Source organism: Streptomyces sp. NPDC036822 (assembly GCF_055609145.1).
In genome coordinates, this window is the sequence record NZ_JBVJPY010000006.1 from 430,267 (window position 1) to 452,867 (window position 22,601).

Genomic DNA, 22,601 nt, shown 5'->3' on the forward strand with positions numbered 1-22,601 from the left:
AAAGCCGATGCCCATACCCGTACCGCGACAGAGAAGCGTCTCTGCTGCGGCGCCAGGCGCTGTCACCGCCGCCCCGGCTGCCACGGCCGCCACCGTCGCCACGGCGACGACAGGCACCGACCTGACCCTTCTGGTCGTCGAGGACGACCCGGCGGGTGCCCTCGCCGTACCCGAGATGCTCGACGCCGACGGGACCCGCGTCCGGATCCGTACCGCCCGTAACCTCACCGAGGCCGAGCGGCTGCTCACGGACGACGTGCACTGCGTCCTGGTCGACCTCGCCCTTCCCGGGCCCCGGGCGGCCGGCGACGACCCCCTGGCCCCGCTGCGGCACGTCCTGCGGCTCGCGCCGCGCCACGCCGTCCTGGCGCTCGCCGCCTCGGCGGACGCGGAGCTGGCGGCGGAGGCCGTACGGGTGGGGGCGCAGGACCACCTCTTCCGCGAGGAGCTCGACGGCAGGCTGCTGAGCCGGGCGATCCGGTACGCGGTGGAGCGCAAGCGGGCGGACGCCGTGCAGGTGAAGCTGGCCGAGTCGCGGCTGCGGGCCCAGGAGAACGCCCGGCTCGAGCGCGGGCTGCTGCCCACTCCCCTGCTGGAGGGCTCCGACCTGCGGTTCGCGGCCCGCTACCGCCCCGGCCGCTCGCGTGCGCTGCTCGGCGGCGACTTCTACGACACCGTCCGCACCCCGGACGGCACGGTGCACGCCATGATCGGCGACGTCTGCGGGCACGGCCCGGACGAGGCCGCGCTCGGCGTGGAGCTGCGCATCGCGTGGCGGGCGCTGACCTTCGCGGGCCTGTGCGGGGACGAGCTGCTCTCCACGCTCCAGCAGGTGCTGGAGCACGAGCGGGAGAGCGAGGAGATCTTCGCGACGCTCTGCACGGTCGACATCGCGCCGGACGGGCGCCGGGCCGGCCTGTGCCTGGCCGGGCACCCCTCGCCGCTGATCGCCCGGGCGGGCGCGGCGGCGCGGCTCCTGCCGTACGAGGACGGCGGCCCGGCCCTCGGCCTGCTGCCGCGCGCCCGCTGGCCGCGCCGCCAGGTGGAGCTGGGCGGGACGTGGAGCCTGCTGATGTACACGGACGGGCTGATCGAGGGCCGCTCGGCGGGCCCGGGCTCGCCGCGGCTCGGCCAGGACGGGATGGTCGCGATGATCAACCGGCAGCTGGCGGAGGGGCTGCGGGGCGAGGAGCTCCTGGAGGCGGCGGTGACGGAGGTCCGGTCGCTGAACGGCGGCGAGCTGACGGACGACGTGGCGGTCCTGGCACTGGAAAGGGCCCGGGGCTGAGCCCGGGCCCTCACCACTCGATCGGCGTCCTCGCGCGACGGGCCGCCGCGCGGGGCACGCGTCCCGGTCGGCCTCGCGCGAGCGGGCCTCTCGCGCCTGGCGATCGATTCCGCTAGCGGCCGCCGTTGTACGGGCCGTAGGGCCCGTCGCTGCTGGAGCCGCCGCGACGGCCGCCGCCTCCGCCGGAGATCTGCCGGATGGCGGGCCGGACGTCGACCATGAAGACGATGGCCGCGATGAGGCCGGCGATCTGGAGGAAGAGCATCGGCAGCAGCAGGTTGAGGGCGAGGTTGATGCCCAGGAGGATCAGCCAGAACTTCTTGGTCTGCTTGTCGGCCGCGCGGTAGGCGTCCTCGCGCGCCATGGCCGCGAAGACGAGCGCGGTGACGGCGAAGCCGATGAAGACCAGGCCGATCACCAGCCAGATGATGGAGTCGAATCCCGCGCGCAACATGCGTAGCACCGCCTCGTGAGTGGATGGAGCGCCTCGCGGCCAAGGTACCCGGTTCAAAGCCCCGGGCACCCTGATCGGTGCCCGGGCTTATGTCACGCCGCGGGGGTCACTGCTCCGTGGCGGCCGTGGTCTTCTTGGCGGCGGGCTTGCGGACGGCGGCCTTGCGGCCGGTCTTGGGCTCCGCGGACGTGGCGGCCGCCTTCACCTCGGCGGTCCCCGCCTTCTCCGACTCGGTCTTCGCCTCCGGCTCGACGACGATGGCGATCTCGGTGATCTCGTCGGCGGCCTCACCGCGCCAGGAACGCACGGCCTCCTCGCCGTGCGCGGCGACCTCCTCGTACTTCTCCCGGGCCTTGACCGCGTACTCGGCGGCCACACCGACACCGCGCAGGGCCAGGTCCTGGGCCTGCTCGCCCAGCTTCTTCAGGTCGGTGTCGAAGTTGCCCACGACCTCGGCGAGCTTGGACTGCACGGTGACCTGGGCCTCCTTGGCCCGCTCCGACACCTTCTCCTGCACGGCCTTCGGGTCCGTCTTGCGCACGGCCTCGATCCGCGCGGGGGCCTCGGCGGCGATCTGCTCGATCAGCCCGGGCACCTTCCTGGCCTGCTGGACGGCGAGATCGGCGGTCCCGGCGGCGAAGTAGAGGGGGGTACGCAGTTCTTCGATGATGGCCATGGTGGTGGTCCTCCCGGACGTCACGTACTGGTTCGAGGGTCGTTCGAGGATCGTTCGGCACCCACGTCGGCGCCCGGGTCCGTACCCGTACCGGCACCGGAGTCGGCGCCCGCGTCGTCACCCGGCGCGGTCCGCGCCGCACGCGCGGCGTTCTCGGCGCTCTCGGCGGCGTTCTCCTTGCGGAAGGAGTCGTAGATCTGGAGCAGTACCTGCTTCTGCCGCTCGTTGATCGAGGGATCGGCCAGTATGACGGCGCGCGTCTCCAGCTCCTCCCGCTCCTTCTCGTCGAGGATCCCGGCCTGCACGTACAGCGTCTCGGCGGAGATCCGCAGCGCCTTGGCGACCTGCTGCAGCACCTCGGCGCTGGGCTTGCGCAGTCCGCGCTCGATCTGGCTCAGATACGGGTTCGACACCCCGGCGGCGTCGGCGAGCTGCCGCAGGGACAGCTGCGCGGAGCGCCGCTGCTCGCGGAGGTACTCGCCGAGATTGCCGACGTTGAGTGATGCCATGCTGCGACCTTGCCAGACCCCGCTAACTATTGCAAGCAACTGCTTGCAAGTGTGTCGCGCGTCCCTGACCCCGCCTCCGGGCTGGGCCCCCCGCGTGTCACAAGCGGCCGAGCCAGGCCGCGATCGTCTCGAAGTCGGCCTTCACGAGGCCGACTCCGGGTTCGACGCGGTGCAGGAGCGCCGGGGCGGGGTGGTGGGCGGACACCCAGGAGCGGTCACTGTGGGTGATCTCGTCGTCCACCCAGACGAAGGGGCGGCCCGCCGCCCACGCCACCAGGGGCCGGGTCTTCCAGTGGAGACCGTGCCAGGCGTTCTCGGGGGGCGGGTCCGGCCAGACCACCACGGGCAGCTCCGGCAGTCCGAGGCGGGGCGCGACGCCGCCGTTCGCGTCGGACATCCACGTCGTGGCCCACACCAGCTCGCACGGCAGCGCGGCCAGCCGGGGCCCGTGCGCGGGATCGATCCTGCCGAGGAGGGGGTGCGCGGCGTCGGCGGGGCCGTACGTCGGGTGGCCGTGCGGATGCCGGGGCGGTGGTGGGCCGAAGGGGATCAGCGGCCCGTCGACGTCGAGGAAGAGCAGCGGCCGCCCCGCATGCGCGCCGGCGCCCTCGGCCACGCTCCCGCTCTCCGTCACGCCGCTCGCCGTGGGTTCCATGCACCCAGCCTGCCGCATCGGGCAGCCGTAGCAGCCCGCACGAGGCCTGGGCACAGAAGGTCGGGCGAAGCCGCCGGGCGGCGGCGGGAGCGGATCCGTGGCTCCGGTCGTCCGCTTCCTGATAATCCGTGACGGATCGACTTCCTCTACCCTGGCCGACATGACAGCCATGGCACCCACCCGTACCGAGCCGGACCTCTCCTTCCTGCTGGATCACACCAGCCACGTCCTGAGGACGCGGATGAGCGCCGAGCTCGGGGAGATCGGGCTCACTCCCCGTATGCACTGCGTCCTGGTGCACGCCCTGGAGGAGGAGCGGACCCAGGCACAGCTCGCCGAGATCGGCGACATGGACAAGACCACGATGGTGGTGACCGTCGACGCGCTGGAGAAGGCCGGCCTCGCCGAGCGGCGGCCGTCGAGTGCCGACCGGCGGGCGCGGATCATCGCCGTGACGGAGAAGGGGGCGAAGGTCGCCGGGGAGAGCCAGAAGATCGTCGACCGCGTCCACGAGAACGCCCTCGGCTCCCTGCCCGAAGAAGAGCGTGTGGTCCTGCTCCGGGCGTTGAACCGCCTGGTCACCGGCCACCTGGAAACTCCCGTCGAGGGCCCGCGGCAGGCCAGGAGGGCGCGCCAGAAGGGATGACCCCCGGACGCGGGTCCGCGCCCCGAACGCCATCGATCCGTAAAAGATAGTCTGCAACAAAACTATCTGCTACGGTCGTTTCTGTTGCCGTCCGACGACAGGAGTGACCGCGATGCCCGCCACCGATTCCCCCGCTGACCCCCTCACCGACACCGCCTCCGGGGCCCCCGCCCGCTCCCGCCGGCTCGCCCTGGGCGTCCTGTCCACCGGGATGCTCATGACGATCCTCGACGGCAGCATCGTCACCGTCGCCATGCCGGCCATCCAGGGCGACCTCGGATTCACCCCGGTCGGCCTGAGCTGGGTCGTCAACGCCTACCTCATCGCCTTCGGGTCCCTGCTCCTCCTCGCCGGGCGCCTCGGCGACCTCATCGGCCGCAAGCGGATGTTCCTCGCGGGTACGGGCGTGTTCACCGCCGCCTCCCTCCTGGCAGGCGTGGCCGGCTCCCCCGGCGTGCTGATCGCCGCCCGCTTCCTCCAGGGAGCCGGCAGCGCCATGGCCTCCGCCGTCAGCCTGGGCATCCTGGTCACCTTGTTCACCGCCCCGCGCGAACGAGCCAAAGCCATCGCGGTCTTCAGCTTCACCGGCGCGGCCGGTGCCTCCCTCGGGCAGGTGCTCGGCGGCGTCCTGACCGACGCGCTCACCTGGCACTGGATCTTCTTCATCAACCTGCCCATCGGCATCGCGGTCCTCCTCGTCGCCCTCCCCGCCCTCCCCGGCGACCGCGGCCTCGGCCTGAAGGCCGGAGCCGACCTCGTCGGCGCCCTGCTGGTCACGTCCGGGCTGATGCTCGGCATCTACGCCGTCGTCAAGGTCGAGGAACACGGCGCCGGCTCGGCCCACACGCTCGGCCTCGGCGGCCTCGCGCTCGCCCTCCTCGCGGGCTTCGTCGTCCGCCAGGCCACGGCGCGGAACCCGCTCATGCCGCTGCGGATCTTCCACTCGCGCAGCGTCCTGGGCGCCAACATGGTCCAGATGCTGATGGTCGCCGCGCTCTTCTCGTTCCAGATCCTCGTCGCGCTCTACCTGCAGAAGGTCCTCGGGTACGGCGCCGCGGAGACCGGTCTCGCGATGCTCCCGGCGGCGGCCGTCATCGGCGCCGTGTCCCTGGGCGTCTCCGCCCGCCTGAGCGCCCGCTTCGGCGAACGCACCATGCTGCTGACCGGCCTCGTCCTCCTGATCGGCGTCCTCGGGCTGCTGACCCGGGTGCCCGTGCGGGCCTCGTACGTCACCGACCTGCTGCCCGTCATGCTCCTCGCGGCCGGCTTCGGCCTCGCGCTCCCGGCCCTCACCTCGCTGGGGATGTCCGGCGCGAAGGAGGAGGACGCGGGACTCGCCTCCGGCCTGTTCAACACCACCCAGCAGATCGGCATGGCCCTCGGCGTCGCGGTCCTCTCCACCCTGGCCGCCTCGCGTACCGAGAGCCTCACGGAGGCGGGCCGTCCCGCCCCCGAGGCGCTGACCGGCGGCTACCACCTCGCCTTCGCGGTGGGCGCCGGCCTCCTCGTCGCCGCCCTCGCCGTCGCGGCCACGGTCCTGCGCCGGCCCCGGACGGAGGGCCGGGCGGGGACGGACCGCGCCTCCCAGTCGGGCGGACGGGCGGGGACGGACGGCGTTCCCCAGGCGGACGGCCGGGCGGGGACGGACCGCGCCCCCCAGGCGGACGGCCCGGCGCCGACGGAGGCCCTGTCGGCGCCGGAGGGCCCGTCGCGGGTGGAGGCGCCCGTCGTGACCGCCGAGCGCGAGGCCCGTCTCACGGCCCACTGAGCCGGCAGGCCCGCCGACCGACGCCCGCCGCCGAACTCCGTTGCCTCGGCGGCGGGTTGCCGCGCGATGATCCGGCTGACCGCACGCCGGGACGCAGGACGGCGGGCCCCCGACCGCCCGCCGAGGCCCCAGCCGTGCCCGCGGGACCCCCGGCCGCGTACGCACCCCTGGCCCCGCACGCCGCACGAGGCCCCACGGCCGGCTGAGCCCCCGCCCCTTCGCGAGACCCCACGGCCGGCTGAGCCCCCGCCACCCCGCGAGACCCCCGGCCCGCCTCGTTACGAGACGTCTCCCGCCGGCCCGTCCACCAGGACCGCGACCCCGTCCAGGAGCCGCGCCAGGCCGAAGCGGAACTCGTAGTCCGGCTCGTCCGGCTCGTCGAGGACCCCCGACTCCAGCATCCTGGCCACCGCCGGGTAGCGCTCCGGATCGGCGAGGCGGCGCAGCATCTGGCTGTACCGGGCCATCACGACGTCCGCCTCCTCCCCGCTCGCGGCGATCGCGGCGGCGAGGTCGGCGCTCGTCATGGCGTCGCTCTTCACGAATCCGCTCACCAGCAGGATGACCGAGATCTTGGCGCCCTCGTCGAGGCCGGTGCTCGCCAGGGCCACCATGCCCTTCTCCCACCAGGCGACGGTGTGCGGTGTCGCGGGCGGCCCCGAAACGGGGACGCGGACCAGCCACAGGTTGCGCAGGTAGAGGTCGCGCATCGCCCAGGCCCACGCCTCCATCGCCTCCCGCCACGGCGTACCGGGCGGGAACATCTCCGGCGGGGCGCCGGTCGCCGCGTCCGTCATCAGGACGTACAGCTCGCTCTTCGCGCCCACGTAGCGGTAGAGCGACATCGGGGAGACGCCCAACTCCTTGGCGATCCGCCCCATGGAGACGGCGTCGAGCCCCTCGGCCGCGGCGACGCCGACGGCCGCGGCGACGATCCGGTCGAGGGTGAGGCCGGGCTTGGGCCCTTTGGAGGGCCGCTCCCGCAGACCCCAGGCGGCCTCGATGCTCGCGGGCAGGAACGTCCCGCCACCGCTCTTGTCGTCCGCCATGAGTCGCCGCCTCCACACCTCGCGCTTGACGGCCATCCTAGTAATGCGTAACCCTTACGCAATAACGCGTAGGGCATACGCAGTACGCGTTCGCGCGATCCGTCCGCAGCACGTGTCCGAGCTCGAGGAGCAGGAGCCGTCATGCCATCCGCCACCCCACCCACCTCCGGGCCCGCGGTCGAAACCGCCGGCCTGCGCAAGGCGTACGGGACCGTCACGGTCCTCGAATCCCTCGACCTCCGCGTCGAGCGGAGCTCCGTCTTCGCCCTCCTCGGCCCCAACGGCGCCGGCAAGACCACCACCGTCCGCATCCTCACCACCCTCACCCGGCCCGACGCCGGACACGCGCGCGTGGCGGGGCACGACGTCGTCGCCCGACGCGCCGACGTCCGCCGATCCATCAGCCTCACCGGCCAGTTCGCCGCCGTCGACGACATGCAGACCGGCGCCGAGAACCTCCGCATGGCCGCCCGGCTCTCCGGGCTCTCCCGCCGGGACGCCGACCGGCGCGCCGCCGAGCTCCTGGAACGCTTCGGCCTCGCCGACGCCGGCCGCCGCCGGGCCGGGACGTACTCCGGAGGCATGCGCCGCCGCCTCGACCTCGCCGCGGGGCTCGTCCGCCGCGTCGAGGTGATGTTCCTCGACGAGCCCACCACGGGCCTCGACCCCCGCAGCCGCCAGGAGCTCTGGCAGGTCGTCCGCGACCTCGCGGCGGACGGCACGACGGTCTTCCTGACCACCCAGTACCTGGAGGAGGCCGACCGGCTCGCCGACCGGATCGCCGTCCTGGACTCCGGCCGGATCGTGGCGGAGGGCACCCCCGACGCGCTCAAGTCACGCGTCGCGGGCCACCGCCTCGACCTCGTCCTCGCCGACGAGCACGCCTACCTGCGGCTGGCGGACCGGGCGGTCCACCGCTCCCCCGAGACCCTCACCCTCGGCGTCCCCACCGACGGCAGCGCCGTCCACGTCCGGGCCCTCCTCGACGAACTCGACCCGCAGCGCCGGGACATCACGCACTTCACCCTGCACACCGCGACGCTCGACGACGTCTTCCTGACCCTCACCGCACGCGACGACGCCGACGACCCCTCACGCGACCCCCGGGAGCCCGCCCATGCCTGACACGCTGACCACCGCGCGCATCCTGACCGGCCGCGGCATCCGCCTCAGCCGCCGCAACCCGGACGCCGTCATCACCTCGATGATGCTCCCGGTCATGCTGATGCTGATCTTCGTGTACTTCTTCGGCGGAGCCATCGACACCGGGACGCGCTACGTCACCTACGTCGTCCCCGGCGTCCTGCTCCTGTGCGCCGGATTCGGCTCCGCGAGCACCGCCGTCAGCGTCAGCGAGGACATGAAGGGCGGGATCATCGACCGCTTCCGGTCGCTCGACGTCGGCGGTACGCCGATCCTGGCCGGGCATGTGGGCGCCAGCGTGGCCCGCAACCTGCTCGCCACCGTGCTCGTCTTCGGCGTCGCCTTCCTGATCGGCTTCCGGCCCACGGCGACCCCACTCGGCTGGCTCGCGGCCCTCGGCCTGCTCGTCGCCTTCATCACCGCCATCTCGTGGCTGTCGGCCGCCGCCGGACTGCTCGCGAGAACACCGGAGGCGGCCGGCGGCTTCACCTTCCTCATGATGTTCCTGCCCTACCCGAGCAGCGCGTTCGTACCGATCGACACCATGCCCGGCTGGCTGCACGGCTTCGCCGAACACCAGCCGGTGACCCCGGTGATCGAGTCCCTGCGCGGACTGCTGCTCGACCAGCCGGTGGGCGACACGCCCTGGATCGCGCTCGGCTGGTGCGCCGGGCTGCTCGCCCTCGCGGTGACGGCTTCGGAGAGCCTCTTCCGGCTGCGTACGAGGTGAGGACCGGGCGGCCCGGACAGCCCCGGCCGGACCAGGTGCCGGGCCCGGCCGGAACGGTGGCGGGCCCGGGTCGCCCCGGCATCGGGCCGGGTCAGAAGATGTCCGGGCACCAGGGCCTGCGCGGGGTCCGCAGCAGCACGTCGGCGAGGGCGGCGGCGCCCGGGCAGACCTCCTCCACCCGGCCCAGGGCCGCGAGCCGTACGACCGACTCGTCGCCGAGCGAGAGGGTGCCCAACTCGGCGACGTCGAGGACGAGGTCCGCGGACGCGGTGGTACGGGAGCAGGCGGCGCCCTCCGGGGAGGCGTCGAGGCGGTAGCGGCCGCCCGCCGGCCCGTCGGCGTCCCGCAGTTCGAGGACGAGACCGCCCGTGGCTCCGTACGTACGGCCCTCCAGGACCTTGACGACGTCCAGGACCCGGACCCACAGCATGTCGGCGTGCGTGGTGACACGGGCGGCGCGCGGGTCCGGCAGGAGCAGCGGCAGGAGGTCGTCGGGGGCGCGGTGACCCGACGTGACGGTGGTGACCCAGTCGAGGGAGCACAGGAACATCCACAGCGCGCGCTCGGCGGCCGGCGTGACGGCGATCAGATCCCGGACGGTGGCGGTGTTGAGGGGCTGCTTGCCGTCCTCCCACTTGTCGTCGCAGGTGTAGGCGGCGAACCCCTGCGCCGTCCCGTCCCCGTCGCGGTAGACGGCGTAGAACGGTTCGGTCCAGGGCCGGCTCTGGTGGCCGAGGCCGGTGCCGAGGTCCCAGCCACGGGCGTCGCGGCCGACGATGCCGGCGCGGGCGCCGGCCAGGGCGCGATGGAGCCCGGGGCCGATCTTCCGGATCTCCTCGCCGTCGGCGAAGTCGATCCGCCCGCCGTCCTCGGGCCGGCCGGAGCGGCGCGGGTCGAGGCCGGCGCGCCGGACGTCGACGGTCCACTCGGTCGTCCAGGTCGCGGGTCCGAAGCCGTACCGGCCGTAGATCGGGTACTCGGCGGCGATCAGCGTGGCGACGGCGTCGCCGCGCTCCCGCGCCGCGTCGAGGTCGGCCGCCATCATGCGGCGGAGCAGGCCGCGGCGGCGGTGGGTCGCGGAGACGGTGACGCCGGAGACGGCGTCGGCGACGAGCGTGCCGCCGCCGACCGCGCTCAGCTCCTGGGTGAACGACCGGAAGGTGGCGACGACCCGCCCCCGGTCGAAGACGCCGAGGACGCGCGTGAGGTCGGTGTGCGGCAGCCGGTCGGCGACCTCCTCGTCCGACACGACGGGGGGCCGCAGGAAGCCCGTGTGAACCGCCCGCACCCAGTCGGCGTACTCGGACTCGTCGACGGCGCGCACCTCAAGGCTCATCCACCGAGGTTATGCGCGGCCTCCCGCCCTTCGCACGTGAGTTTCGTCCGGCTCCCCGGGCGGAGCCGCACGGCTCCGCCCCTCCATGTGGGCCGTCCCCCTCGCCGCCCGGCGCGGTCCCTCCATGGGCGGGCCGCGTGCCTCTCGCCGCCCGGAGCCGCCGCCCGCCTCACATCAGCAGGTCGTCCACCTGCGCCTCGCCCTCGCGGTAGCGGCGGGCGATCTCCGCGCTGCAGTCGTCGGCCGTCCGCTGGAGCTGCTGCCTGCGCTGCGAGACCTGCTGTTCGTAGCCCGCGAGCCGCCCCATCGCCGTGTGCAGCTCGTCGTCCGTGCGGGCGGAGAGGTCCGACAGCTCGACCTCCGACAGCATCTCGGTCGCGAGCCGCCGGTACTCCTCGCTCCGCGGCGTCGACAGCGTCACGTGCCGCGCCGAGGTCCGCAGCCGGGAGGGCGCGTCCGCGAGGATCTCCGAGAGCCGGTCCATGACCGACGCCTCCGGATCCGTACGGCGGGCCAGCTCCGCCCGCAGGATGTCGATCCGGCCCTGGAGCATCCGTCGCACATAGCTGAGGTCCGCCTCGTCGCCCTGGGCGTCGCGGCGCAGGGCCCGCAGCTCGGGCAGCCGAAGCCCGGCGATGTCCGGCTGTGGCGGTTCCGGCAGCGACGGAGCCGCCGTGCGCTGCACCGGTGGACGTACGGCCGCGCCGACTCGGGTCAGCGGTACGGGACCGGACGGCGTCTGCCCGGCGCCATGTGCACTCATGTGAATCGTCCCCTCGACCGGTGCGGAGCCGCACCGCCTGACACGCATGGTGCCACCCCCGCACGTGTGTGTGCAGGCGCTCTGCACCCGTTCAGCCCCAGACGAGTCGGGTCGGTAGGTTGGTCCGTATGCGTGCGGTGGTGCAGAGAGTGGACGGCGCGAGCGTCGTCGTAGCAGGAGAGACGGTCGGCGAGATCGTCGGCGAGGGACTGTGTGTGCTGGTGGGAGTGACCCACGACGACACACCGGAGAAGGCCGCCCAGTTGGCCAGAAAGCTGTGGTCCGTCCGGATTCTGGAGGACGAGAAATCCTGTTCGGACACGAATGCGCCCTTGCTGGTGATTTCGCAGTTCACCCTCTACGGGGACGCGCGGAAGGGCCGTCGGCCCACCTGGAACGCCGCGGCGCCCGGCCCGGTCGCCGAGCCCCTCGTCGACGAGGTCGTGGAGCGGCTGCGCGAGCTGGGCGCGAAGGTGGAGACGGGCCGGTTCGGAGCGGACATGCGCGTCTCGCTCACGAATCACGGCCCGTTCACGGTCCTGATCGAGGTCTGAGCCTCCCGCCGCCGCCCGTAGGGCTCAGTCCGCACGGCTCAGGACTCAGGGTTCTGCGGCTTTACGGCGTTACGGCTCTACGACCGTCTCCTGCGCCGCCGCCGTGTCCCCGGCGAGCAGCTTCGCGTCCACCGGCACGTTCCGCTTCAGCATCGCCAGCGCGATCGGCCCCAGCTCGTGGTGGCGCGCCGAGGTGGTGACGAAGCCGAGCTGGCGGCCCTCGGCGCCGTCCGACGCGAGCCGGATCGGGGTGCCGGGGCCGGGCAGATGGACCTCGCTGCCGTCCAGGTGCAGGAAGACGAGCCGCCGGGGCGGCTTCCCCAGGTTGTGGACGCGCGCCACGGTCTCCTGACCGCGGTAGCAGCCCTTCTGCAGGTGCACCGCGCTGCCGATCCAGCCGAGCTCGTGCGGGATCGTCCGGTGGTCGGTCTCGAATCCGAGCCGCGGCCGGTGCGTCTCGACCCGCAGCGCCTCGTACGCGAGGATCCCGGCGGCCGGGCCGTGCGTGGCCCCGAAGGACTCCAGCTCCGCCCGCGGCAGGAACAGGTCACGGCCGTGCGGGGTCTCCCGTACGACCACGCCCTCCGGCACCTCGGCGATGGACCCGGCCGGCAGATGGACGACGGCGACCTCCTCCGTACGGTCGGCGACCTCCACGCGGTAGAAGAACTTCATCGACTCCAGATAGGCGATGAGCTCCTCCTGCGTGCCCGGCTCGACGTGCGCCCAGACGGTCTCGCCGTCGTCGACGAGGTAGAGGGCGTGCTCGATGTGACCGTTGGCGGAGAGGATCAGCGCCTCGGTGGCCTGGCCGGCCGGAAGCGCCGAGACGTGCTGGGTGAGCAGCAGGTGCAGCCAGCTCAGCCGGTCGTCCCCGGTGACGGTGACGACACCGCGGTGGGAGAGATCGACGAAACCGGTGCCGGCGGCGAGGGCGCGCTGCTCACGGAACAGGTCGCCGTAGTGCGCGGCGACGCCTTCGTCACGGCCTTCGGCCGGAACGGCGCCGGGCAGGGAGAGCAGAGGGCTGTGCGTGGAATGACGCTGCATGGGGACCAGCCTACGACCGCGTGGCCTCGTCCTTGTTCGAACAGTCCGCGCAGCGGCCGAAGATCGCGAAATGCTTCAGGTCCGTGTCGAACCCGAACGTCTCCCGGAGCTTGCCGGTGAACTCGGCGGCGATGTCGACATCCGCCTCGATGACGTTCGTACAGTCCCGGCACACCAGGTGCAGATGGTGGTGCCGGTCGGCGAGGTGGTACGTCGGGGCTCCGTGCCCCAGATGGGCGTGGCTGACGAGGCCCAGCTCCTCCAGCAGCTCCAGCGTGCGGTACACGGTGGAGATGTTGACGCCGGAGGCCGTCTTGCGGACCTGGCCGAGGATGTCGTCGGGCGTCGCGTGTTCGAGCGTGTCGACGGCCTCCAGGACAAGCTGACGCTGGGGCGTCAGCCGGTAGCCGCGCTGCCGCAGGTCGCTCTTCCAGTCGGTGCTCACCACGCCCCCCAGTGTAGGAGGGCGTGGCGCGATACCGGGAGGTTCGGAGGGCCTACTTGAAGAAGGCGATGCCGTCGTCCGGCAGGTCGCCGAGGCCGCGCGCCATCTCCGCGACCTCCTCGGGCGTCACGACCTTCTTCAGGTGCGCCGACATGTACGGCCGCAGCGGGACCTCGGGGGTGGCCTTCTCGCCCACCCACATGAGGTCGCCCTTGACGTAGCCGTAGAGCCGCTTGCCACCGCTGTACGCGCCGGCGGCGGCGGTACGGGCGACGGCGTCGGTCACGAGGTCGATCTGCGGCTTCTGGGCGGCGAGCTCGCCGTACCAGATCTCCACGATGCCCTGGTCACGGACCATGACGATCTCGACCTTGCGGTCCTTGTCGATCCGCCAGTAGCCGCTCTCGCTCTCCAGCGGGCGGACCTTGTTGCCTTCGTTGTCCAGCACCCAGGAGTGGGAGACGTACTCGATGAAGTCCCGGCCGTCGTGGCTGAACGTCACGGACTGACCGAAGTTGCACTTCTCGGCGCCGGGGAAGTCGGAGACGCCCGCGCCTTCCCACGTCCCGAGGAGGAACGCGAGGGGGACGAGGTCCGGGTTGAGGTCGGACGGGATCTCGATCATGAGCAGCTCTGTCGATCTGTAGGGGTGATTAGCGCTGGCCCTGGTACAGCTTCTTCACGGCCAGACCGGTGAAGGCGAGGACGCCGACGCAGACCAGGACCAGCAGGGCTTCGAAGAAGATGATCACAGGGTGCTCCTCGAATGAGCGGTGAAGGCGAAACGGGCCGGACCCCAGCTTAGTGGGCCGGGGCCCGGCCCTCTCTGTGAGGTGGGTCTAGGGGGCATCTTGTCGATCAGGCCGGATCAGCCGCGGCCCCGGCAAGATCGGCAAGGGGCCCCCGGCCACCCACCGGGTACCGCTAGCCCAGAAGCTGGTTCTGCAGGGCGACGGTCTGCTGGAACGGGACCGTGAGCGCCTCGCCCTTGCGGGACTGGGTGATCAGGGCCACGGTGTCGCCGGCCTGGATGTAGGCCCAGCGGCTCTGCTCGGCGTCGGCGGGCTCCTCCACGTAGGCGTAGCGGGCGGTGTACTGCACGGTGACCCGGCTGAGCGAGTCGTCCGTCCGGACCTGTTCGACCCCCTCCAGGAGCGGTCCGTCGACCGAGCCGGCCTTCAGGGCGTCGTCCTTGAACGCCTCGGCGAAGGCCACGGAGCCGAACCGCAGCAGCTGGACACGGGTCGTCGTGCCGTCCGGGGTGGTCCAGGCGCGGGCCGCGATGTGGCGGAGTGCGGAGTCGGCGAGGGCCTGCCTCAGCTCGGTCCGGTCGTCCTTCCGGTACGTCGTGAGGTACTGCTCCACGCTGACCCAGCCACCGTTCACCCGGGGGTCGACCGTGGCGCCGACGGGCGCGGGCAGCAGCAGCGCGCGCGGGTCCGCGTGGTGGACCTCCCCTTCGTTGCCGGCGGTAAAGGGGCGCGGGGAGCCTTCCGGCAGCGCCGGGAGCGTGAGCCGGGGGTACTCCCAGCGGCCGTCGCTCTCGGTGGCGAGGCCGGGAACGTCGGTGCGCTCCATCGAGGCGATGCCGTAGGCGGTCCCGGCACCGAGCCCGCCGCAGACGAGCACGGCGGCGGTCCAGCGGGCGACGGCCGCCAGCGCGCGCCGCGAAACCTTCGAGGGCGGGACGGGCGGTAGGGGCGGAGACGACGCGGGGGCGCCGGGGGCCACGGGCGCCTCCAGGGCTTCAGGAGCTCCCAGGGCTTCCGGCGCTCCCAGGGCTTCCGGGGCTTCCGCCGGCACTCCCTCCACGGCTCGCGGAGCGGCCGGCGTCCGAGCCGCCGCGGTCACGTCCTCCGAAGGCCGCTCCGGCCGCTCCTGCGACGGCACCGTCGCCGCTTCCGTCCGGTCGGTCGTCATACGTACTCCCCGGGGGACTTGAGGTGGTCGAGCTGCTTCCTGACCAGGTCGGCCACAGCGATCTTGTCGAGCGGCTGGGTCCCCGCGGCGTCGACCGTGACCAGCACCTCGGAGTCGTAGGCGATGCACAGCATGCCGCTCAGCTTCTTCTCCCGCTCCGCCTTCGTTCCTTCCTCGCTCTGCGGCGTGAGGTAGCAGACCGCGTCCTTGTGGCCCGAGATCTTCGGTCCGGCGGGGAACTCCAGGAATCCGGCGAGCTCCTTCCGCAGCACGAACATCTCGCGGATCCGCTTCTTGTCCTTCATGCGCGTGATGTCGACGCCGACCACGAGCTCGCTGTCGCCCGCGGCGAACGAGCGGACGGCGATCCCCTGGATGCCGAGCCGGTCGACCCGCTTCTCGAACTCGCGGCGCTTCTTGCCGGAGAGGCCCTTGCCGCCCTGCTTCGCCAGTGCGGTCGCCTCCTTCCCGCTCAGCTCGGCGTCGTTCCCGTACGGCCCGATGTCGGGTCCGAGGAGATAGCCGTCCGGCACGGGCAGCAAGAGCTTGCTCAGCGGTGTCGAGGCCTTGCCTCGCAGGGCGCTCTCTGCCGGGTCCTGCCCTGCGATCGCGACCTGTTCGTCCCACACCGCGGTCGGTGCGGAGCGGTCCGCGGAAGCGACGGTGACGCCGGTGAACGTGACGCCGCCGCCGATCGCGCCCAGGACGAGCACGGCGGGCAGAACGACGGTCAGCAGCGTGCGCCCGCGCTTGCGCGGCCGGCCAGGCGGCACGGTCTCGGGGGACATCCCACCCGCATCGATCACGGGGGACGCCTCATTCGCATCGGTCACGGTGGTCCTGCCGTCCTCGCTCACAGCCGCCCCAGCTGACGCTCGGCCACGGAACTGATGTCCTTCCGGCTGATCTTCTTCGTGTCGGCCATGAAGATCTCCACGGCGATGTCCCCGCGGTGGAGATAGGCGCTGGCGGTGTAGACGTCCATATAGCCCGCCTTCTTGTCCACCTCGTGGACGTAGGCGCGTCCGTTGGTGGAGCCCTTGAGCTCGAAGCCCCCGTCGCTGTTCTCGTCCTCGTAGTCCTGCTGGTCCTCCACGCGGTCCCGCGCCCCGAGGACACTGGTGGGGCGGTACTGGACCAGCCGGATCTCCGTCGTCCGGTGCTCTCCCGTCCGCCACGACGTGGTCGCGACCCGGCGGATCCCCTGCTCCAGCTGGTATCCGAACGCCAGCCCGGGATCATCGAAGCCGTCGACGTACTCGCTCACGTCCATCCAGCCGTCCTCGCTCCCGTAGTCCGTCTCCTTCGCGCCCGCGGGCTTGGGGAGCAGCAGCTTGCGCAGGTCGCCCTGCGCCTTGGCGCTCCGGTCCTCCGCGGCGGCCAGCGGCTTCGGCTCCTGGCCCTTCTGCAGAGGCTTCGACGGGTAGACGAGATCGAGCTGGTTCAGGGCCGGCAGCGGTGTCGGCTCGCGTTCGGCCTGGATGCCGTATCCCACCGCCGTGCCGCCGACGAGGCCGAGGACGGCCGCGACGGCGATCAGCCCGGCTGTCCGGGCGGCCCGCCGCCGCGGAGCCGCGGCGGGCTCCGGGGCGGTCTCCGTTGTCGCCTCCGGCGGAGGCGACAACGGATCCGGGGTGTGTGCTTCGACGCTCAAAAAGTCCCCCCACGAGACTTGAAGCGCAGATTCCGTAACCTGCGCACCCAACTGACACGTGGGTCATGCATGAAGTTGCACGACTTCGCATTACAGTTCGGCATATGGCGAAGAAGCTCGTGATCAAGGTGACCGCCGGGGCCGACGCCCCCGAACGCTGCTCGCAGGCCTTCACCGTGGCCGCCGTCGCCGTGGCCAGCGGGGTCGAGGTCTCGCTCTGGCTGACGGGCGAGTCGTCGTGGTTCGCGCTCCCCGGACGGGCGGCCCAGTTCGAACTACCGCACGCCGCACCGCTTCCCGACCTGATCGACTCGATCCTCGCGGCCGGTCGCATCACGCTGTGCACGCAGTGCGCGGCGCGCCGCGAGATCACGGAGAAGGACGTGCTGGAGGGCGTACGCATCGCCGGCGCCCAGGTCTTCGTCCAGGAGGCGATGACGGACGGCACCCAGGCGCTCGTCTACTGACCTCCACCGGCCGGCGGAGCTTCGTGCCGGCTTCCGGTCACGGCTCCCGGCGCTTCCTGCCGTCGAGTTCGTCCCACCACTCGTCGGACTTCGGGTCGCCCGACGGATCGTCCCACCACTTGTCCTCGGGGCCCCGCCGGTTGGCGACCATCGCGGCGACCGGCGGAATGACCATGGCGATCACGCACATGCCGATGGCGACGGGCATCGAGAACAGCCGCACCACGGCCCAGGCGCCCACGAAGAGGGCCAGGCAGATGCCCATCATCCAGAAGTAGACATGCCGCCGGCGTGCGTACATACCTCCAGCGTACGACCGCCCCCCGCCCCCCGGGCAGACCGAAGGGCCGTGCCTCAAGTCCTGGAATGGCGTCCAACCCCCCAGGAGGCACGGCCCTTCGGCCGGTTCTGCGGTGCGGTGTCAGACCGCGATCGCGACCTCGGCGAGGCCGCCCTGCTGCGCCACGACCTGGCGGTCGGCGGTGCCGCCGGGGACCAGGGCGCGGACGGTCCAGGTGCCCTCGGCCGCGTAGAAACGGAACTGGCCGGTGGCGGAGGTCGGGACCTCGGCCGTGAACTCGCCGGTCGAGTCCAGGAGACGGACGTAACCGGTGACGGGCTCGCCGTCCTTGGTCACGAAGCCCTGGATGGTGGTCTCACCGGGCTTGATCGTCGAGGCGTCGGGGCCGCCGGGCTGCGCTCCACACATGTCTGTTCTGTCCTTACGGTCGAGGGGTCCGGAGGGGAGGAGTCCGGGACTTACTTGTTGGCGCCGAGCTCGATCGGCACGCCGACGAGGGAGCCGTACTCGGTCCACGAGCCGTCGTAGTTCTTGACGTTCTCGACGCCGAGGAGCTCGTGCAGCACGAACCAGGTCAGCGCGGAGCGCTCGCCGATGCGGCAGTAGGCGATGGTGTCCTTCGCCAGGTCGACCTGCTCGTCCTCGTAGAGGGCCTTGAGCTCGTCGTCCGACTTGAAGGTGCCGTCGTCGTTGGCGTTCTTCGACCACGGGATGTTGCGGGCGCTCGGCACGTGGCCGGGGCGCTGCGACTGCTCCTGCGGGAGGTGCGCCGGGGCGAGCAGCTTGCCGGAGAACTCGTCGGGCGAGCGGACGTCGACCAGGTTCTGGGCGCCGATCGCGGCCACGACGTCGTCGCGGAAGGCGCGGATCGAGCTGTCCTGGGCCTTGGCCTTGTACTCGGTGGCCGGGCGGGTCGGGACCTCGGCGACGAGGTCGCGGGAGTCGAGCTCCCACTTCTTGCGGCCGCCGTCGAGGAGCTTCACGTCCTGGTGGCCGTAGAGCTTGAAGTACCAGTAGGCGTAGGAGGCGAACCAGTTGTTGTTGCCGCCGTAGAGGACGACCGTGGTGTCGTTCGCGATGCCCTTGGCCGAGAGGAGCTTCTCGAAGCCCTCCTGGTCGATGAAGTCGCGGCGGACCGGGTCCTGCAGGTCCTGGGTCCAGTCGATCCGGATCGCGTTGCGGATGTGGTTCTTCTCGTAGGCCGAGGTGTCCTCGTCGACCTCGACGATCGCGACCTGGGGGTTGTCGAGGTTCGCCTCGACCCAGTCGGCGTCTACCAGGACGTCGCTGCGGCTCATGCTTTTCTCCTCCGGGGCAGTGTTCGGCGGTGTGGCGCAAGTGGTGCGGGTACGCGGCATGGCGTGCGTACGGCTACACGGGGCGGCGCCGACCGTGCCGGTCGGCGGGCCCGGGGAACGCGGGGCTCGGTGGCTCCGCTCAGACGGAGCGACAGAGCATGGCGGCGACGCGGCACAGGTCTACTGCCCGCCGCTTCGTGAGATCCGCCTGTCGCTTCATGCCACGATCGTAGGGACGGACGGGTGGCCGTGTCACCGGCGTGTCGCATTTTGAGACACGATCGTCCGAGATGTGGGACGCGATCACTGCGCACGGCATCGCCCGACCCCTCCGCGCGGAGGTGCCGGGGCTTTCCATCTACGACTCGGACTGCGCCGTCTCACCATGTGGCCCAAGGGCCCCGGGAGGTGCGGCGTCAGCTCGCGAGGGCCACGTCCTTGCCGGTCACGGCGATGGCCACGCCGTCCTCGCGGGCCTCGACCTTCTCCAGCTTCATGCCGGCCGGCAGGCCGCCGATCCGGCGGTCGAAGTCGGTGCGCTTGCGGACCAGGCCCTCGACTCCGGGGATGCCCTCGCCGGGCACCTCGTCCGCACGGACCCGGATCGTGTCGCCTCCGGTCACGGTCACGGTGGAGATCACGCTGCGGGTGACCGTGCGGCCCAGGATCTCGATGCCGCCGGTGACCTTGACCTTGCCGTTGCCGCCGTAGGCGACGGTCACGTCGCGGTCGGAGGCGGCGGTGAGGTCGGCGTAGGAGATCAGGGCGGTGCCGGTGGCGGATCCCGCGCGGGCGCCGGAGTAGTCGCCGTTCACCGTCACGTCGTGGAGCGTGGCGGTCATCTCGCCGATCCGTATCCTGCGGCTGCCCGCCGTCGCCTCGACGCCGGTCAGCTTCACGTCGACCTCGTCGAGGCGCTTGTCCATGAGCTGCGTCAGGAAGGGGAAGCCCTTGATGTCGACCTCGGTGGAGCCGGCCCGGCCGGGCCCGAGCCGCACCCGGTCGGCGGCCTCCGACTCGGCGTAGTTGACGGCGAGCCGGTCCAGGCCGACGAAGAGGCCGCCCAGCACGACGGCCACGATCAGCAATACGCGTAGTGCTCGCATGGCCCGTGCATCCCCCAAAGTCTCCGGCCCCCCGACACGTTGATCGACGTGTCGGGGGGCCGGTTGGTTCCCGGGGGCGCTGCGACGGGTGTCACGCCAGCGCGCGGCCCAGCAGGTAGACGGCGGGTGCGGCGGCGGCCAGCGGCAGGGCGACACCGGCCGTCATGTGGACGAAGCGGGAGGGGTAGTCGTAGGCGGCGGCCCGTAGGCCCACGAGGGCGCAGACGCCGGCGCCCAGGCCGAGGAGGGCCCCGGAGGAGCCCAGGTCGGTGAAGCCCCCCGCCGCGATGCCGGCGCCCGCGGCGGCGAGCAGCGCCACGACGACGGAGACCGGTCCGGGCAGCGGCAGGGCCCGGGCGAGGACGGCGGCGGCGACGGCGGTCCCGCCGACGACCACGGCGTCGGGGGCGGCGCCGAGGTGTCCGGTGGCCACGACGGTCAGGGCGGCGGAGGCGACGGTCGCCATCAGGCCGTACATCCGCTCGTCCGCGTCGGCGCGGCTGCGCAGCTGGAGGACGAGGGTGAGGAGCACCCACACGCCGAGGGTGCCGATGATCGCGGCGGGGGCGTGCTCGCGGCCGGTGGCGAGGAGCGCGATGTCGGCGGTGAGGCCGCCGAGGAAGGCGAGGGCGATGCCCTGGCGGGCGGGCCACATGCCGTTGAGCCGGAACCAGCCGGCGGCGGTGACGGCCTGGATCAGGACGAGCGGCACGACCAGGGCGTACGGGCCGACGGCCGCGCCCGCGGCGAGCAGGACGCCGAGGACGGCGGTGAGCGCGGCGGGCTGGATGCCGGGGTCGATGATGGGCGACCGGCCCTCGGCGCGGGCGCGCTGGGCGTCGGTGACGCGGGTGTTGCCGCCGGTGGTGGGCGTGGAGTAGTGCGGGGCGCGTTCCGAGGGGGCGGGGCTCTGGGGCACGGGGGTCGCCTGCGGCGCCGGGGGCCGTGCGTCGTGGCCGGACGCGCCCTGCGGGGGCAGATAGGCGGTGTCGTCCGCGGCGGGCCGGGGGGCCGGGGGCGGGGCGGCCTCCGGCCGGACGGTCGGCTGGTACTGGGTGTCCCAGGTCTGGCCCTCCCACGTCTGGGTGACGTCGGGGTCCTGCTGTCCGTACGGCTGCCGGCCGTACGCGTGATCGCCGTGGGCGTGGTGGCCGGGCTCCTGCGCGGAGGCCTGCCCGTACAGCTGCTGGTCGGACTGCGGGTGCCCGTAGGACTGCTGTCCTCCCGGCTGTGGGTGCCCGTACGCCTGCTGTCCGGGTGGCTGCTGCCCGTATGCCTGCTGCTGTCCGTACGGCTCCCCGGTGGCGGCCGGCTGGTCGTACGCCTGCGGGGCGTGGCCGTGCGGATGCCCGCCGTACGGCCCGGTGGCCTGCTGCTGCGGGGCGTACGGGTCGTACGAGGGATCGTACGGATGTTGCTGATCGCTGCTCATGCTGTGCGGTTCACCCTCCTGCGAACGGCGGGAGCACCTCGACCGTGCCGCCCTCGGCAAGCCGTACGGTCTCATGCGCGCGGGTTCCGACGGGGTCGCCGTCGATGAGGAACGAACACCGCTGGAGAACGCGGACGAGCTCGCCCGGGTGCTTCTCGCGGGCCGCGTCGAGGGCCTCCGCCAGGTTCTCCGCGGTGTACGGCTCCTCGGCGACTCCGGCGGCGGCCTTGGCCGCGGCCCAGTAGCGGATGGTTCCCGCTGCCATAGCGGCGCTCCCTTCGTTCGTGTGCGCGCCGCTCCCCATGATGGGCTATGCGCGCGTCAGCCAGTCCCCCAGACGGCGGAGCAGCTCGTCGTCGGCCGCGTTCTCGGCGTGGCCCATGCCCCGCTCCAGCCACAGCTCGCCGGGACCGGCGGCGGCCAGGGTCCGCGGGTGGTCGACGGGGAAGTACGGGTCGCGGTCGCCGTGCACGATCAGCAGGGGCGTCGGCGCGATCAGGGGGACAGCCTCCACGGGGGACAGCGGGACGGGGTCCCAGTCCTGGTGGTGGATGCGGGTGCCGAGACCGTACCGGCCGACCAGGCGCCCCGCCCGCCGGGTGATCACCCAGTGGACCCGGCGCATCGACGGCGTCCCGCGGTAGTACCACCGGGCCGGGGCGCTCACGGCGGCGACCGCGTCGGTGTACGCCCCCGCGCGCTTCCGCGCGCTCCCCGACTGCTCCCCGGCCTTCGACCCGCCCGCGGCGGACGTGTGGTTCGGCCCGCCCGTGCCGGACGGGTCCATGGGCACGCCCGCGCCGGGCGCGTCCTCGCCGTCCTTCTTCTCCAGGGCGGCGTGCCGCAGCACCACGGACCCGCCCATGGAGAAGCCGACGGTCACGACGCGCGTGTGGCCGAGTGCGCGCGCCCAGCGGACGGCCGCCGAGAGGTCGAGGACCTCACGGTCGCCGACGGTCGAGCGGCCCCCTGACCTGCCGTGGCCCCGGAAGGAGAAGGTGACGACCGCCGCCCGCTCGGCGAGGACCCGGGAGGCCCGCCGGACGGCGGGCCGGTCCACCGAACCGGTGAACCCGTGGGCCACGACGACAGCCGTTGCGGTACCGCTCGTTTCGGTGACACTTGCCGTACACGGTTCGTAAACCGCCTCGATACGGACACCGTCCTCCGTGAGGAGGGTGGCGCGCCGAGGGCCGTACGTGATCGAGGAAACATCCACCATGTGAAATCGGCCCTCTGCCTCGGAACTCATGTGGGCTATTGTGCTTGGCAGAGGATCCGGGCGACGCAGCCCCCGGGTCCTTTTGTCTTTCCCGGCCGTTGTTACGGCCGGGTGAACAAAAGCTCTCAGGGCGCG

General features: G+C 72.5%; 27 protein-coding genes. 7 read left to right on the forward strand and 20 right to left on the reverse strand.

Features of this window, described 5'->3' with window-relative positions; genetic code table 11:
• Positions 1 to 7 precede the first annotated feature (7 nt).
• A complete protein-coding gene (locus ACZ68P_RS17770) occupies positions 8 to 1,288 on the forward strand; it encodes a PP2C family protein-serine/threonine phosphatase (protein ID WP_471007028.1) in 1,281 nt (426 codons plus the stop codon).
• Between the two features lie 112 nt (positions 1,289 to 1,400).
• Here ACZ68P_RS17770 and ACZ68P_RS17775 read toward each other — a convergent pair whose 3' ends face one another.
• The 4 genes from ACZ68P_RS17775 to ACZ68P_RS17790 all read right to left on the reverse strand — a co-directional run bounded on the left by ACZ68P_RS17775 (position 1,401) and on the right by ACZ68P_RS17790 (position 3,582).
• Positions 1,401 to 1,742, reverse strand: coding sequence for a DUF2516 family protein (locus tag ACZ68P_RS17775; RefSeq protein WP_365718760.1), 342 nt, complete (start codon positions 1,740 to 1,742; stop codon positions 1,401 to 1,403).
• Positions 1,743 to 1,848: 106 nt separating this feature from the next.
• The gene (locus ACZ68P_RS17780; RefSeq protein ID WP_471007031.1) at positions 1,849 to 2,418 is read right to left on the reverse strand and encodes a hypothetical protein; all 570 of its coding nucleotides are present in this window, start codon (positions 2,416 to 2,418) and stop codon (positions 1,849 to 1,851) included.
• 20 nt (positions 2,419 to 2,438) lie between these two features.
• The gene (locus tag ACZ68P_RS17785; RefSeq protein WP_471007032.1) at positions 2,439 to 2,927 is read right to left on the reverse strand and encodes a helix-turn-helix domain-containing protein; all 489 of its coding nucleotides are present in this window, start codon (positions 2,925 to 2,927) and stop codon (positions 2,439 to 2,441) included.
• A 97-nt stretch (positions 2,928 to 3,024) separates the two neighbouring features.
• On the reverse strand, positions 3,025 to 3,582 hold the full coding sequence (locus tag ACZ68P_RS17790) for a hypothetical protein (protein ID WP_471007034.1): 558 nt from the start codon (positions 3,580 to 3,582) through the stop codon (positions 3,025 to 3,027).
• 160 nt (positions 3,583 to 3,742) lie between these two features.
• Between ACZ68P_RS17790 and ACZ68P_RS17795 the strand changes: the two genes are divergently transcribed.
• Entirely contained in the window at positions 3,743 to 4,228 is a 486-nt protein-coding gene (locus tag ACZ68P_RS17795) for a MarR family winged helix-turn-helix transcriptional regulator (protein WP_471007036.1), read from the forward strand.
• A gap of 112 nt (positions 4,229 to 4,340) precedes the next feature.
• A complete protein-coding gene (locus ACZ68P_RS17800; protein ID WP_471007037.1) occupies positions 4,341 to 5,996 on the forward strand; it encodes an MFS transporter in 1,656 nt (551 codons plus the stop codon).
• A gap of 278 nt (positions 5,997 to 6,274) precedes the next feature.
• Here ACZ68P_RS17800 and ACZ68P_RS17805 read toward each other — a convergent pair whose 3' ends face one another.
• Positions 6,275 to 7,081 carry a TetR/AcrR family transcriptional regulator gene (locus tag ACZ68P_RS17805; protein ID WP_471007038.1) on the reverse strand — a complete coding sequence of 269 codons (807 nt, stop codon included), beginning with the start codon at positions 7,079 to 7,081 and terminating at the stop codon, positions 6,275 to 6,277.
• Between the two features lie 105 nt (positions 7,082 to 7,186).
• Between ACZ68P_RS17805 and ACZ68P_RS17810 the strand changes: the two genes are divergently transcribed.
• Positions 7,187 to 8,170, forward strand: coding sequence for an ATP-binding cassette domain-containing protein (locus tag ACZ68P_RS17810; protein ID WP_471007040.1), 984 nt, complete (start codon positions 7,187 to 7,189; stop codon positions 8,168 to 8,170).
• On the forward strand, positions 8,163 to 8,918 hold the full coding sequence (locus ACZ68P_RS17815) for an ABC transporter permease (protein ID WP_471007042.1): 756 nt from the start codon (positions 8,163 to 8,165) through the stop codon (positions 8,916 to 8,918). The genes ACZ68P_RS17810 and ACZ68P_RS17815 overlap by 8 nt, the downstream gene beginning before the upstream one ends.
• Positions 8,919 to 9,009: 91 nt before the next feature.
• Here ACZ68P_RS17815 and ACZ68P_RS17820 read toward each other — a convergent pair whose 3' ends face one another.
• Positions 9,010 to 10,254: a GNAT family N-acetyltransferase gene (locus tag ACZ68P_RS17820; protein WP_471007043.1), complete on the reverse strand. Its 1,245-nt coding sequence runs from the start codon at positions 10,252 to 10,254 to the stop codon at positions 9,010 to 9,012.
• Between the two features lie 169 nt (positions 10,255 to 10,423).
• On the reverse strand, positions 10,424 to 11,017 hold the full coding sequence (locus tag ACZ68P_RS17825; RefSeq protein ID WP_471007045.1) for an RsiG family protein: 594 nt from the start codon (positions 11,015 to 11,017) through the stop codon (positions 10,424 to 10,426).
• Between the two features lie 128 nt (positions 11,018 to 11,145).
• On the opposite strand from ACZ68P_RS17825, the gene dtd reads away from it, so the two are divergent.
• On the forward strand, positions 11,146 to 11,571 hold the full coding sequence (gene dtd, locus ACZ68P_RS17830; RefSeq protein WP_471007047.1) for a D-aminoacyl-tRNA deacylase: 426 nt from the start codon (positions 11,146 to 11,148) through the stop codon (positions 11,569 to 11,571).
• A gap of 69 nt (positions 11,572 to 11,640) precedes the next feature.
• Here dtd and ygfZ read toward each other — a convergent pair whose 3' ends face one another.
• From ygfZ to ACZ68P_RS17860, 6 genes are all read right to left on the reverse strand, one after another.
• Entirely contained in the window at positions 11,641 to 12,621 is a 981-nt protein-coding gene (gene ygfZ, locus ACZ68P_RS17835; RefSeq protein ID WP_471007049.1) for a CAF17-like 4Fe-4S cluster assembly/insertion protein YgfZ, read from the reverse strand.
• 10 nt (positions 12,622 to 12,631) lie between these two features.
• Positions 12,632 to 13,069, reverse strand: a complete 438-nt coding sequence (locus ACZ68P_RS17840; protein WP_471007052.1) for a Fur family transcriptional regulator — start codon at positions 13,067 to 13,069, stop codon at positions 12,632 to 12,634.
• A gap of 49 nt (positions 13,070 to 13,118) precedes the next feature.
• Positions 13,119 to 13,691, reverse strand: a complete 573-nt coding sequence (locus tag ACZ68P_RS17845; protein WP_471007055.1) for a heme-binding beta-barrel domain-containing protein — start codon at positions 13,689 to 13,691, stop codon at positions 13,119 to 13,121.
• Between the two features lie 299 nt (positions 13,692 to 13,990).
• The gene (locus tag ACZ68P_RS17850; protein WP_471007057.1) at positions 13,991 to 14,986 is read right to left on the reverse strand and encodes a hypothetical protein; all 996 of its coding nucleotides are present in this window, start codon (positions 14,984 to 14,986) and stop codon (positions 13,991 to 13,993) included.
• On the reverse strand, positions 14,983 to 15,819 hold the full coding sequence (locus tag ACZ68P_RS17855; protein WP_471007060.1) for a hypothetical protein: 837 nt from the start codon (positions 15,817 to 15,819) through the stop codon (positions 14,983 to 14,985). Before ACZ68P_RS17855 ends, ACZ68P_RS17850 begins: the two co-directional genes overlap by 4 nt.
• Before the next feature lie 20 nt (positions 15,820 to 15,839).
• Positions 15,840 to 16,640: a hypothetical protein gene (locus ACZ68P_RS17860; protein ID WP_471007061.1), complete on the reverse strand. Its 801-nt coding sequence runs from the start codon at positions 16,638 to 16,640 to the stop codon at positions 15,840 to 15,842.
• 104 nt (positions 16,641 to 16,744) lie between these two features.
• Here ACZ68P_RS17860 and ACZ68P_RS17865 point away from each other — a divergent pair, with 104 nt between their 5' ends.
• Entirely contained in the window at positions 16,745 to 17,107 is a 363-nt protein-coding gene (locus ACZ68P_RS17865; RefSeq protein WP_471007063.1) for a DsrE family protein, read from the forward strand.
• 37 nt (positions 17,108 to 17,144) lie between these two features.
• On the opposite strand, the gene ACZ68P_RS17870 is transcribed toward ACZ68P_RS17865, so the two are convergent.
• The 7 genes from ACZ68P_RS17870 to ACZ68P_RS17900 all read right to left on the reverse strand — a co-directional run bounded on the left by ACZ68P_RS17870 (position 17,145) and on the right by ACZ68P_RS17900 (position 22,496).
• Positions 17,145 to 17,408, reverse strand: a complete 264-nt coding sequence (locus ACZ68P_RS17870; protein WP_471007065.1) for a DUF3099 domain-containing protein — start codon at positions 17,406 to 17,408, stop codon at positions 17,145 to 17,147.
• Between the two features lie 120 nt (positions 17,409 to 17,528).
• The gene (locus tag ACZ68P_RS17875; protein ID WP_356607213.1) at positions 17,529 to 17,816 is read right to left on the reverse strand and encodes a DUF1416 domain-containing protein; all 288 of its coding nucleotides are present in this window, start codon (positions 17,814 to 17,816) and stop codon (positions 17,529 to 17,531) included.
• A 50-nt stretch (positions 17,817 to 17,866) separates the two neighbouring features.
• Positions 17,867 to 18,706, reverse strand: a complete 840-nt coding sequence (locus tag ACZ68P_RS17880; RefSeq protein ID WP_365718721.1) for a sulfurtransferase — start codon at positions 18,704 to 18,706, stop codon at positions 17,867 to 17,869.
• 416 nt (positions 18,707 to 19,122) lie between these two features.
• A complete protein-coding gene (locus ACZ68P_RS17885; protein WP_471007067.1) occupies positions 19,123 to 19,812 on the reverse strand; it encodes an LmeA family phospholipid-binding protein in 690 nt (229 codons plus the stop codon).
• A gap of 91 nt (positions 19,813 to 19,903) precedes the next feature.
• Positions 19,904 to 21,244: a hypothetical protein gene (locus ACZ68P_RS17890; RefSeq protein ID WP_471007069.1), complete on the reverse strand. Its 1,341-nt coding sequence runs from the start codon at positions 21,242 to 21,244 to the stop codon at positions 19,904 to 19,906.
• 10 nt (positions 21,245 to 21,254) lie between these two features.
• Positions 21,255 to 21,509: a MoaD/ThiS family protein gene (locus ACZ68P_RS17895; RefSeq protein ID WP_471007070.1), complete on the reverse strand. Its 255-nt coding sequence runs from the start codon at positions 21,507 to 21,509 to the stop codon at positions 21,255 to 21,257.
• Between the two features lie 45 nt (positions 21,510 to 21,554).
• On the reverse strand, positions 21,555 to 22,496 hold the full coding sequence (locus ACZ68P_RS17900; protein ID WP_471007072.1) for an alpha/beta hydrolase: 942 nt from the start codon (positions 22,494 to 22,496) through the stop codon (positions 21,555 to 21,557).
• Positions 22,497 to 22,601 lie beyond the last annotated feature (105 nt).